Origin of the sequence: Streptomyces roseus, from assembly GCF_001044425.1 — a bacterium.
Lineage (GTDB): Bacteria > Actinomycetota > Actinomycetes > Streptomycetales > Streptomycetaceae > Streptomyces > Streptomyces roseus.
In genome coordinates, this window is record NZ_LFML01000161.1 from 39,340 (window position 1) to 50,495 (window position 11,156).

Sequence of the window (11,156 nt, forward strand, 5' to 3'; positions counted from 1 at the left end):
CGCCAGTTACAAGCCCCTGAATGACAGGCCCTGCCGCGTGGTCCGGAGGACGTCCGTGAGCGACACACAGACCTTGATCGAGAACCGCCCGCCCACCGTGGCGGCCCTCTTCCTGGAGCGTGTCGCCGCCACGCCGAACGCCGAGGCGTACCGGTTCCCGGTGCCCGCGGCCGCCGGCAGCGGCCCCGACGACTGGAAGTCGCTGAGCTGGGGCCAGGCGGCCGAGCGGGTCTTCGGCATCGCCGCCGGCCTGCTGGAGCTGGGCCTGCGGCCCGAGGACCGGGTCGCCCTCGCCTCCAACACCCGCGTCGAGTGGATCCTCGCGGACCTCGGCGTCATGTGCGCCGGCGGCGCCGTCACCACGATCTACCCGAGCACCAACGCCGAGGAGTCGGCGTTCATCCTCTCCGACTCCGCCAGCCGCGTACTGATCGCCGAGGACGCCTCGCAGCTCGCCAAGGCCCGCGAGCGCCGCGCCGAGCTGCCCGAGCTCGCCCACGTGGTGGTCGTGGAGGCCGCCGACGCGGTACCGGCCCCCGGCGATCCGGAAGGCTGGGTGCTCTCCCTCGCCGACCTGGAGGCGCGCGGCACGGCCTACCTCGCCCGGCACCCCGAGGCGGTCAAGGAGCGGATCGGCGCCATCACGGCCGACCAGCTCGCCACGCTCATCTACACCTCGGGCACCACCGGCCGCCCCAAGGGCGTACGCCTGCCGCACGACAACTGGTCGTACATGGCCAAGGCCACCGTCGCCACCGGCATGATCTCCAGCACCGACGTCCAGTACCTGTGGCTGCCGCTGGCGCACGTCTTCGGCAAGGTCCTGACGTCCGGCCAGATCGAGGTCGGCCACGTCACCGCCGTCGACGGCCGCATCGACAAGATCATCGAGAACCTGCCGGTCGTCCAGCCCACCTACATGGCGGCCGTCCCCCGCATCTTCGAGAAGGTCTACAACGGGGTCGCGGCCAAGGCCCGGGCCGGCGGCGGCGCCAAGTACAAGATCTTCCAGTGGTCGGTCGGCGTGGCCCGCGAGTACGCCAAGACCACCCAGGACAACTATCGGCGCACCGGCAGCCCCGCGGTCCCCTTCGCCCTCGCCACCAAGCACAAGATCGCCGACGCGCTCGTCTACTCCAAGCTGCGCGACGCCTTCGGCGGCCGGCTGCGCGCCGCCGTCTCCGGCGCCTCCGCCCTGGCCCCCGAGATCGGCTACTTCTTCGCCGGCGCCGGCATCAACATCCTGGAGGGCTACGGCCTCACGGAGTCCAGCGCGGCCTCCTTCGTCAACCCCGGCGAGGCCTACCGCACCGGCACCGTCGGCAAGCCGCTCCCCGGCACCGAGGTCCGCATCGCCGACGACGGCGAGATCCTGCTGCGCGGCCCCGGCATCATGCAGGGCTACCACCTCCAGCCCGAGAAGACCGCCGAGGTGCTGGAGGAGGACGGCTGGCTGCACACGGGCGACATCGGCGAGCTGTCGCCCGACGGCTACCTGCGCATCACCGACCGCAAGAAGGACCTGATCAAGACCTCGAACGGCAAGTACGTCGCGCCGGCCGAGATCGAGGGCCGGTTCAAGGCGATCTGCCCGTACGTGTCGAGCATCGTCGTCCACGGCGCCGACCGGAACTTCTGCGCCGCCCTGGTCGCGCTCGACGAGCCGTCGATCATGGTCTGGGCCGCCGAGAACGGGCTGGAGGGCAAGACGTACGGCGAGGTCCTGGCGGCGGCCGAGACGAACCGGCTGATCGAGACGTACGTCCAGACCCTGAACGAGGGCCTCCAGCGCTGGCAGACCATCAAGAAGTTCCGGATCCTGCCCCGCGACCTCGACGTGGAGCACGGCGACCTCACGCCCAGCCTCAAGCTGAAGCGCCCGGCCGTCGAGCGTGAGTTCAAGCACCTGATCGACGAGATGTACGAGGGCTCGCGCGAGGCGTAGCGCGGCGGAAAGCGGTACGAGGGGCCCGGGGGGCGGCGGTGAGCGGCCGGACCCCCGGCCGCGGTGCGGGACAATGGGGGCATGCCTTCCGCACTGCCCGACGGTGAACCCATGCCCGAAGACGGCTCGCTGCCGTCGCACGCCCTGACGGGCGCCGGGGACCGGCCGCTCGGGTTCTACCTGCACGTCCCGTACTGCGCCACGCGGTGCGGGTACTGCGACTTCAACACGTACACCGCGACCGAGCTGCGCGGTACCGGCGGCGTGCTCGCCTCCCGGGAGAACTACGCCGACACCCTGATCGACGAGGTCCGCCTCGCCCGCAAGGTGCTCGGCGACGATCCCCGGGCCGTACGGACGGTGTTCGTGGGCGGCGGCACGCCGACCCTGCTGCCCGCCGCGGACCTCGTACGGATGCTCGCGGCGATCCGCGACGAGTTCGGGCTGGCCGAGGACGCCGAGGTGACCACGGAGGCCAACCCGGAGTCCGTGGACCCCGCCTACCTGGCGGAGCTGCGGGCCGGGGGCTTCAACCGGATCTCCTTCGGCATGCAGAGCGCCAGGCAGCACGTCCTGAAGGTGCTCGACCGCACGCACACCCCCGGGCGGCCGGAGGCCTGCGTCGCGGAGGCGCGGGCGGCGGGCTTCGAGCACGTCAACCTGGACCTGATCTACGGCACGCCCGGCGAGACCGACGAGGACTGGCGGGCCTCCCTGGCCGCCGCCCTCGGGGCCGGCCCGGACCACATCAGCGCGTACGCGCTGATCGTGGAGGAGGGCACCCAGCTGGCCCGGCGGATCCGCCGCGGCGAGGTCCCGATGACCGACGACGACGTGCACGCCGACCGGTACCTGATCGCCGACGAGGTGATGGCCGCGGCCGGGTACTCCTGGTACGAGGTCTCGAACTGGGCCACCTCGCAGGCCGGCCGCTGCCTGCACAACGAGCTGTACTGGCGCGGCGCGGACTGGTGGGGCGCCGGTCCCGGAGCCCACAGCCACGTGGGCGGGGTCCGCTGGTGGAACGTGAAGCACCCCGGCGCCTACGCCGCCGCCCTCGCCGAGGGCCGCTCCCCGGGCGCGGGGCGCGAGCTCCTGTCCGAGGAGGACCGCCGGGTGGAGCGGATCCTGCTGGAGCTGCGCCTGGTGGACGGCGTCCCGCTGTCCCTGCTGGCCCCGGCCGGCCTGGCGGCCTCCCGCCGGGCCCTGTCCGACGGCCTGCTGGCCCCCGCCCCGTACGAGGCCGGCCGCGCGGTTCTGACCCTGCGCGGGCGGCTGCTGGCGGACGCGGTGGTCCGGGACCTGGTGGACTGATCACCGCGCGGAGTGCATCGCCGCGCGGGCGGGCGGTCGCGGCCCGGCCCGCGCCGTTCCCAGTCGGGTCGGCGGCCTGGCCCGGCCGGCACGCCGCCTTCGTTCAGACCGGCTCCGTGACGAAGTCGATCAGTTCCTCCACGCGGCCCAGCAGGACCGGCTCCAGGTCCTTGTAGGACCGCACGCGGGAGAGGATGTGCTGCCAGGCGGCGCCGGTGTTCTCCGGCCAGCCCAGCGCCCTGCAGACGCCCGTCTTCCAGTCCTGGCCCCGCGGGATCTGCGGCCACGCGGGGATGCCCAGGGCGGACGGCTTCACCGCCTGCCAGACGTCCACGTACGGGTGGCCGACGACCAGGACGTCCGGCGAGGTCACCGACGCCGCGATCCGGGACTCCTTCGACCCCGGGACCAGGTGGTCCACCAGGACGCCCAGGCGGGCGTCGCGGGCCGGGCCGAAGTCCGCGACCACCGCGGGGAGGTCGTCGACGCCCTCCAGGTACTCCACCACCACGCCCTCGATCCGCAGGTCGTCGCCCCAGACCCGCTCCACGAGCTCCGCGTCGTGCCGGCCCTCCACGTAGATCCGCCCGGCCCGCGCCACGCGCGCACGCGCCCCCGGGACCGCCACCGAGCCCGAGGCCGTGCGCAAGGGGGCCGCGGGGGCCCGTGAGGGCCGGGTCAGGGTCACCACGGCGCCCTCCAGCAGGAACCCCCGCGGCTCCAGCGGGAACACCCGCCGCTTGCCGAAGCGGTCCTCCAGGGTCACGGTGCCCGCCTCGCAGGCCACCACCGCCCCGCAGAAGTCCGTACCCGCCACCTCGACCACCAGATCGGTGTCCGCGGGCACCTCGGGCACCGGCTTGGGGCGCTTCCACTGCGGGGTCAGGTCGGGGGAGTACTCGCGCATCCGGCCGAGCGTAGGAGAGCGCGCGCCCTCACGGGCCCGACACGCCGAACCGCCGTGCCAGTGTGTCGCGTTGCTCACGCACGAAGCCCGCCGTGACCACCGCTCCGTGACCCGGCACGTACAGCGCGTCGTCCCCGCCCAGCGACAGCAGCCGGTCCAGCGCCGCCGGCCACTGCGTCGGCACCGCGTCGCTGCCCGCCTGCGGCTGCCCCGACTCCTCGACGAGGTCCCCGCAGAAGACCGTCTCGCGCTCGCCCGGTACGCACACCGCGAGGTCGTACGGGGTGTGCCCGGGCCCGACGTTGGCCAGCAGCGCCTGCACCCCGCCCAGCTCCAGCGTCCATTCGCCCGACACCGCATGCCGGGGCACCACCAGCAGGTCCACGGCCTCGGCCGCCTCGGTCTCCGCCAGCCCCTGCCGGACCGCGTCGGCGCGCAGCTCCTCGCGGCCCGCCGACAGCTCCGCGTCCAGCCCGACCGCCCCGAACACCTCGGCCCCGGCGAACGCGCCCGCGCCCAGTACGTGATCGAAATGACCGTGCGTGAATGCGATATGCGTCACGCGCCGGCCGGTCAGCCGCTCCGCCTCGGCCCGCACCAGGGCGCCCTCCCGTACGCACGAGCCCGGGTCGATCAGGAGCACCGCCTCGTCCCCCACCACCAGTCCCACCGTGCAGTCCCACACCGGGAGCCGTCGCCGTCCGGTCCGTCCGGTCAGCCGCTCCCAGCCCGCCTCTTCCCAATGCACGTCCATGCCGCGACGCTACCCTGGCGGGCCGCCCTTGCCAGGGGCTGACCACCCGGCCGTACACTGGCCGGGGGATCTCTGGCACTCGAACGCCCGGAGTGCCAACGCAGCAGATGAAACCGACCACGTCGAGCGACGACGACCAGCTGGAGGTGTGCGCGATGCTCAGCGAACGCAGACTCGAGGTGCTGCGCGCCATCGTCCAGGACTACGTCGGGACGGAGGAGCCGGTCGGCTCCAAGGCGCTCACCGAGCGGCACCGGCTCGGCGTCTCGCCCGCCACCGTGCGCAACGACATGGCCGTGCTGGAGGAGGAGGGGTACATCGCCCAGCCCCACACCAGCGCGGGCCGGATCCCCACCGACAAGGGCTACCGGCTCTTCGTCGACAGACTGGCGGGGGTCAAACCCCTGTCGACGCCCGAGCGCCGGGCGATCCAGAACTTCCTCGACGGCGCCGTCGACCTCGACGACGTCGTCGGCCGCACCGTACGGCTGCTCGCGCAGCTCACCCGGCAGGTCGCCGTGGTCCAGTACCCGAGCCTGACCCGTTCGACGGTGCGGCACGTGGAGCTGCTGTCGCTGGCCCCGGCCCGGCTGATGCTCGTGCTGATCACCGACACCGGGCGGGTGGAGCAGCGTCTGGTCGACTGCCAGGCGCCGTTCGGCGAGACCTCGCTGGCCGATCTGCGGGCGCGGCTCAACAGCCGGGTCGTCGGCCGCCGGTTCACCGACGTGCCGCAGCTCGTGCAGGATCTGCCGGAGTCCTTCGAACCGGAGGACCGCGGCACGGTGTCGACCGTGCTCTCCACGCTGCTGGAGACGCTGGTCGAAGAGGCCGAGGAGCGTCTGATGATCGGCGGGACCGCCAATCTCACGCGCTTCGGCCATGATTTTCCCCTGACGATCAGGCCGGTGCTCGAAGCGCTGGAGGAGCAGGTCGTGCTCCTCAAGCTGCTGGGCGAGGCCAACGAGTCGGGAATGGCCGTACGGATCGGGCATGAGAATGCCTACGAGGGACTGAACTCCACGTCCGTCGTCTCCGTCGGCTACGGTTCGGGCGGCGAGACAGTCGCCAAACTCGGCGTGGTCGGACCGACCCGCATGGACTACCCCGGAACGATGGGAGCGGTACGCGCAGTGGCACGTTACGTCGGACAGATCCTGGCGGAGTCGTAAGTGGCCACGGACTACTACGCCGTTCTCGGCGTGCGCCGCGACGCATCGCAGGACGAGATCAAGAAGGCCTTCCGCCGCCTCGCGCGTGAACTCCACCCGGACGTGAATCCGGACCCGAAGACGCAGGAGCGCTTCAAGGAGATCAACGCGGCCTACGAGGTGCTCTCGGACCCGCAGAAGAAGCAGGTCTACGACCTCGGCGGCGACCCGCTGTCCTCCTCGGGCGGCGGCGCGGGCGCGGGCGGCTTCGGTGCGGGCGGCTTCGGCAACTTCTCCGACATCATGGACGCCTTCTTCGGCCAGGCCTCGCAGCGCGGACCGCGCTCGCGGACCCGCCGCGGCCAGGACGCCATGATCCGCCTCGACCTGGAGCTGGACGAGGCCGCCTTCGGCACGACCAAGGACATCCAGGTCGACACGGCCGTCGTGTGCACCACCTGCTCCGGCGAGGGCGCCGCCCCCGGCACCTCGGCGCAGACGTGTGACATGTGCCGTGGTCGCGGTGAGGTGTCGCAGGTCACCCGGTCCTTCCTGGGCCAGGTCATGACCTCGCGCCCCTGCCCCCAGTGCCAGGGCTTCGGCACCGTGGTCCCGACCCCGTGCCCCGAGTGCGCGGGCGACGGCCGGGTCCGCTCCCGCCGCAGCCTGACGGTCAAGATCCCCGCCGGCGTCGAGAACGGCACCCGGATCCAGCTCGCGGGCGAGGGCGAGGTCGGCCCCGGCGGCGGCCCCGCCGGCGACCTGTACGTGGAGATCCACGAGCTGCCGCACCCGACCTTCCAGCGGCGCGGGGACGACCTGCACTGCACGGTGACCATCCCCATGACGGCCGCGGCCCTGGGCACCAAATGCCCTCTGGAGACCCTGGACGGCATGGAGGAGATCGACATCCGCCCCGGCACCGGCTCCGGCCAGTCGATCCCGCTGCACGGGCGCGGCGTCACGCACCTGCGCGGCGGCGGCCGCGGCGACCTGATCGTCCACGTCGAGGTCACCACCCCCGGCAAGCTGGACGCCCAGCAGGAGGAGCTGCTGCGCCAGCTCGCCAAGCTGCGCGGCGAGGAGCGTCCCATGGGCCAGTTCGCGCCGGGTCAGCAGGGCCTCTTCAGCCGCCTGAAGGACGCCTTCAACGGCCGCTGACCGGCCCGTCGGCAGACGTACGAGCCCGGTCCGGGGACGCCCCGGACCGGGCTCGCCGCATGGATCCGGACGCCGCCGCGGAAGCGGACTATGCCAGGCGAATGCGGTGATTCGGCCCGGTGAGCGGGACATGGCACGATGCAGTCCATGTCCTCCGCACCGTACGGTCTCTCCCCCTACCCGATCGTGCAGGCTCCCATGGCGGGCGGCGCCTCCTGCCCGCCGCTGGCCGCCGCCGTGTGCGAGGCGGGCGGCCTGGGCTTCCTGGCCGGCGGCTACAAGACCGCCGACGGCATGTACCAGGAGATCAAGCAGCTGCGCGCGCTCACCCGCCGCCCGTTCGGCGTGAACCTCTTCATGCCGCAGACCGCGTACGTGGACCCGGCGGCCGTGGAGGCGTACCGCGGGCAGCTGGCGGGCGAGGCCAGCTGGTACGAGCTGTCCCTGGCCGACGAGGACATCATCGGCACCAGCGACGACGGCTACGACGCCAAGCTCGCGATCCTCCTCGAAGACCCGGTCCCCGTGGTCTCGTTCACCTTCGGCTGCCCCGCGCCCGTGGTGCTCGCCGCCCTGCGCAAGGCCGGTACGCACTCCGTGGTCACCGTCACCTCGGTCGACGAGGCCCGCGCCGTGCAGGCCGCGGGCGCCGACGCGCTCTGCGTCCAGGGCGTGGAGGCCGGCGGCCACCAGGGCACCCACCGCGACGACCCGCAGGCCGACGGCACGGCGGGCGTGGGCCTGCTCGCGCTGGTGGCGCAGGTACGGGAGGCCGTGGCGCTGCCGATCATCGCGGCGGGCGGGCTGATGCGGGGCTCGCAGATCGCGGCGCTGCTGGCGGCGGGCGCGGAGGCGGCGCAGCTCGGCACCGCGTTCCTGCCCTGCCCCGAATCGGGCGCGCACCCGCTGCACAAGGAGGCCCTCACGGACCCCCTGTTCCCCCACACCGAGCTGACCAGGGCGTTCTCGGGGCGGCCGGCCCGGGGCCTGGTGAACCGGTTCATGCGGGAGCACGGGCCGTACGCCCCGGCCGCGTACCCGCAGATCCACCACATGACCAGCGGACTGCGCAAGGCGGCCGCCGCGGCCGGGGACCCGCAGGGCATGGCCCTGTGGGCGGGCCAGGGACACCGGCTGGCGCGGGCGCTGCCCGCGGGGCAGCTGATGGAGGTGCTGGCGGCCGAACTGGCCGAGGCACAGAGTGCGTTGAAGTCGATGAACAACAGGAGTACGTCATGACCGCCCCCGTGTTCGTGGTCGAAAAGGTCCCCGCGGGGCCGGAGTTCGTGCTCGACGGCCCGGAGGGCCGGCACGCGGTGTCCGTGAAGCGGCTGAACCCCGGTGAGGACGTGATCCTCACCGACGGGCGCGGCCACTGGACGGAGGGCGTGGTCAAGGCCGCCGAGGGCAAGGACCGCCTGGTCGTCATGGACCTGAACTCGATCGAGGAGGAGCCGGAACCGGCCGTACGGATCACCGTCGTCCAGGCCCTCCCCAAGGGGGACCGCGGTGAGCTCGCCGTCGAGACGATGACCGAGACCGGCGTGGACGCGATCGTCCCCTGGCAGGCCTCGCGCTGCATCACCCAGTGGCGCGGCGAGCGCGGAGCCAAGTCCCTGGCCAAGTGGCGGGCCACGGCCCGGGAAGCGGGCAAGCAGTCCCGCCGGGTCCGCTTCCCGGAGGTGGCCGAGGCCATGTCCACCAAGCAGGTCGCGGCGCTGCTGGCCGGGGCGGACCTCGCGATGGTCCTCCACGAGGACCGGAACACCCCCTCGGAGGCCCTGGCCACCGCCGAGCTCCCGGCCGGCGGCTCCCTCGTCCTGGTCGTCGGACCGGAGGGCGGGGTGTCGCCCGAGGAGCTGGCCGTCTTCGCGGAGGCCGGCGCCCACCCCTTCCGCCTGGGCTCCTCGGTCCTGCGCACCTCCACCGCCGGCACCGCGGCGACGGCGGTCCTGCTGGCGCGCACGGGCCGCTGGTCCTGAGTCCGGGCCCCCGGCGGCACCGGGTCCCGGTCCTGCCGAAACGCACTCGAGGGCGCGGGCCGCGCCGGATACGATGCCGGGGCTGATCATCGTCGGCGCGGCGGCCCGTCCGCCCGTGCCGCTGTCTCGGAAGGCGAAGCAATGGCCGGGGAACCCCAGGCGGACTGCCTGTTCTGCAAGATCGTCGCGGGGAACATCCCGGCGACCGTGGTCCGGGAGACCGAGACGACGTTCGCCTTCCGGGACATCAACCCGCAGGCACCCACGCACGTCCTCGTGATCCCCAAGGTGCACTACCCCGACGCCGCCTCCCTCGCCGCCGCCGAACCGGCCGTCGCCGCGGACCTGCTGCGCGAGGCCGGGCAGATCGCGGCCGAGGAGAAGCTCGACGACCACGGCTACCGTGTGGTGTTCAACACCGGTGCCGGCGCCGGCCAGACCGTCTTCCACGCGCACGCGCACGTCCTCGGCGGCCGCGGCCTCCAGTGGCCCCCCGGATAGCACCGTGTCCGTACGAGAGTTCGTGGTGCTGGGCACCGCCAGCCAGGTGCCCACCCGTCACCGCAACCACAACGGCTACCTCCTGCGCTGGGACGGCGAGGGCATCCTCTTCGACCCGGGCGAGGGCACCCAGCGCCAGATGCTGCGCGCCGGGGTGGCGGCCCACGACATCAACCGGATCTGCGTCACTCACTTCCACGGCGACCACAGCCTCGGCCTCGCCGGGGTGATCCAGCGCATCAACCTGGACCGGGTCCCGCACCCCGTCACCGCGCACTACCCGGCCTCCGGGCAGAAGTTCTTCGACCGGCTCCGGTACGCCACCGCCTACCGGGAGACCGTGGCGCTGCGCGAGGAGCCCGTAGCGGCCGACGGGCCGCTGGCCGAGGGGCCCTCGTACTTCCTGGAGGCCCGCCGGCTCTCGCACCCGGTGGAGTCCTTCGGCTACCGGCTCACCGAGCCGGACGGGCGCCGCATGGTGCCCGGACTGCTCGCGCAGCACGGGATCAAGGGGCCAGACGTGGGCCGGATCCAGCGCGAGGGGCAGCTGGGCGGGGTCACGCTGGACGACGTCAGCGAGTTCAAGCGGGGACAGAGCTTCGCCTTCGTCATGGACACCCGGCTGTGCCCCGGCGTGGACGCCCTCGCGGCGGGCGCCGACATGCTGGTGATCGAGTCCACCTTCCTCGACGAGGACGAGGCGCTCGCCACCGACCACGGCCACCTCACCGTCGGCCAGGCGGCCCGGGTGGCACGCGGCGCGGGCGTGCGGCACCTGGTGCTGACGCACTTCTCGCAGCGCTACTCGGACCCCGGGGAGTTCGGACGCCAGGCCCGCGCGGCCGGCTTCGAGGGCGAGCTGACGATCGCCGCGGACCTCGCACGGGTTCCCCTGCCGAAGCGCGGCTAGGTGTGTTGTCCGGGGACGTTGGTGACACGCGTGCTGGGTTCTTGAAATGGGTGAGGGCCTCCGGGTTCGGTGTGGATTGCGACATCTACATCGTTCCGAGGAGGCCCTCGTGGTCCACCGTAATGCCCCGCTGACCGAGACCGGACGACTTCGGCTGGCCCGCTGTGTCGTGGACGACGGCTGGCCCGTGCGGCGGGCCGCGGAGCGTTTCCAGGTCAGCCACACCACCACCGCCCGCTGGGCCACCCGCTACCGGCAGCTCGGCATCGCCGGAATGAGTGACCGCTCCAGCCGCCCCCACCGCCAGCCACGGCGGACCGCGGCCGCAGTCGAGGAACACGTCCTGCGGCTACGACGCGAGCACCGGATCGGACCCCTGCGCCTGGCCGCCCGCTGCGGCATCGCGGCCTCGACCGCCCACCGCATCCTGACCCGCCACGGTATGCCACCCCTGGCCGCACTCGACCGTGCCACCGGCGAACCCGTCCGCCGCTACGAACGGGCCCGCCCCGGCGAGCTCGTCCACATCGA

The 11,156-nt window shown here is 73.0% G+C and carries 11 protein-coding genes; 9 read left to right on the forward strand and 2 right to left on the reverse strand.

From position 1 onward, the window contains the following. Positions 1–55 precede the first annotated feature (55 nt). Both ACS04_RS33260 and hemW read left to right on the forward strand, forming a co-directional pair. Positions 56–1,945 (forward strand): AMP-dependent synthetase/ligase, encoded by a 1,890-nt coding sequence (locus ACS04_RS33260; protein ID WP_048480593.1) that lies wholly within the window; start codon positions 56–58, stop codon positions 1,943–1,945. Between the two features lie 81 nt (positions 1,946–2,026). Next, the gene (gene hemW, locus ACS04_RS33265) at positions 2,027–3,259 is read left to right on the forward strand and encodes a radical SAM family heme chaperone HemW (protein ID WP_048480594.1); all 1,233 of its coding nucleotides are present in this window, start codon (positions 2,027–2,029) and stop codon (positions 3,257–3,259) included. Between the two features lie 103 nt (positions 3,260–3,362). Here hemW and ACS04_RS33270 read toward each other — a convergent pair whose 3' ends face one another. Both ACS04_RS33270 and ACS04_RS33275 read right to left on the reverse strand, forming a co-directional pair. After that, a complete protein-coding gene (locus tag ACS04_RS33270) occupies positions 3,363–4,166 on the reverse strand; it encodes a DUF3097 domain-containing protein (protein ID WP_048480595.1) in 804 nt (267 codons plus the stop codon). Positions 4,167–4,194: 28 nt separating this feature from the next. Continuing rightward, the gene (locus ACS04_RS33275; protein ID WP_048480596.1) at positions 4,195–4,920 is read right to left on the reverse strand and encodes an MBL fold metallo-hydrolase; all 726 of its coding nucleotides are present in this window, start codon (positions 4,918–4,920) and stop codon (positions 4,195–4,197) included. Positions 4,921–5,075: 155 nt separating this feature from the next. Here ACS04_RS33275 and hrcA point away from each other — a divergent pair, with 155 nt between their 5' ends. The 7 genes from hrcA to ACS04_RS33310 form a co-directional block, all read left to right on the forward strand. Continuing rightward, positions 5,076–6,092 (forward strand): heat-inducible transcriptional repressor HrcA, encoded by a 1,017-nt coding sequence (hrcA, locus tag ACS04_RS33280; protein WP_048480701.1) that lies wholly within the window; start codon positions 5,076–5,078, stop codon positions 6,090–6,092. Next, a complete protein-coding gene (gene dnaJ, locus ACS04_RS33285) occupies positions 6,093–7,232 on the forward strand; it encodes a molecular chaperone DnaJ (RefSeq protein WP_048480597.1) in 1,140 nt (379 codons plus the stop codon). Between the two features lie 147 nt (positions 7,233–7,379). Beyond that, positions 7,380–8,471, forward strand: coding sequence for a nitronate monooxygenase (locus ACS04_RS33290; RefSeq protein ID WP_048480598.1), 1,092 nt, complete (start codon positions 7,380–7,382; stop codon positions 8,469–8,471). After that, positions 8,468–9,214, forward strand: a complete 747-nt coding sequence (locus tag ACS04_RS33295) for a 16S rRNA (uracil(1498)-N(3))-methyltransferase (RefSeq protein WP_048480599.1) — start codon at positions 8,468–8,470, stop codon at positions 9,212–9,214. Before ACS04_RS33290 ends, ACS04_RS33295 begins: the two co-directional genes overlap by 4 nt. A 141-nt stretch (positions 9,215–9,355) precedes the next feature. Continuing rightward, positions 9,356–9,715 carry a histidine triad nucleotide-binding protein gene (locus ACS04_RS33300; protein ID WP_048480600.1) on the forward strand — a complete coding sequence of 120 codons (360 nt, stop codon included), beginning with the start codon at positions 9,356–9,358 and terminating at the stop codon, positions 9,713–9,715. Between the two features lie 4 nt (positions 9,716–9,719). Beyond that, entirely contained in the window at positions 9,720–10,625 is a 906-nt protein-coding gene (locus ACS04_RS33305; protein ID WP_048480601.1) for a ribonuclease Z, read from the forward strand. A gap of 109 nt (positions 10,626–10,734) precedes the next feature. Further along, the coding region (locus tag ACS04_RS33310) for a leucine zipper domain-containing protein (protein WP_048480602.1) at positions 10,735–11,156 on the forward strand (422 nt) is incomplete at its 3' end.

Bases quoted from the DNA above. Each gene is read 5' to 3' on its own strand.
- hemW (WP_048480594.1), top strand. From the start codon at position 2,027: ATGCCTTCCGCACTGCCCGACGGTGAACCCATGCCCGAAGACGGCTCG.
- ACS04_RS33270 (WP_048480595.1), bottom strand. From the start codon at position 4,166: ATGCGCGAGTACTCCCCCGACCTGACCCCGCAGTGGAAGCGCCCCAAG.
- ACS04_RS33275 (WP_048480596.1), bottom strand. From the start codon at position 4,920: ATGGACGTGCATTGGGAAGAGGCGGGCTGGGAGCGGCTGACCGGACGG.
- hrcA (WP_048480701.1), top strand. From the start codon at position 5,076: ATGCTCAGCGAACGCAGACTCGAGGTGCTGCGCGCCATCGTCCAGGAC.
- ACS04_RS33290 (WP_048480598.1), top strand. From the start codon at position 7,380: ATGTCCTCCGCACCGTACGGTCTCTCCCCCTACCCGATCGTGCAGGCT.
- ACS04_RS33295 (WP_048480599.1), top strand. From the start codon at position 8,468: ATGACCGCCCCCGTGTTCGTGGTCGAAAAGGTCCCCGCGGGGCCGGAG.
- ACS04_RS33300 (WP_048480600.1), top strand. From the start codon at position 9,356: ATGGCCGGGGAACCCCAGGCGGACTGCCTGTTCTGCAAGATCGTCGCG.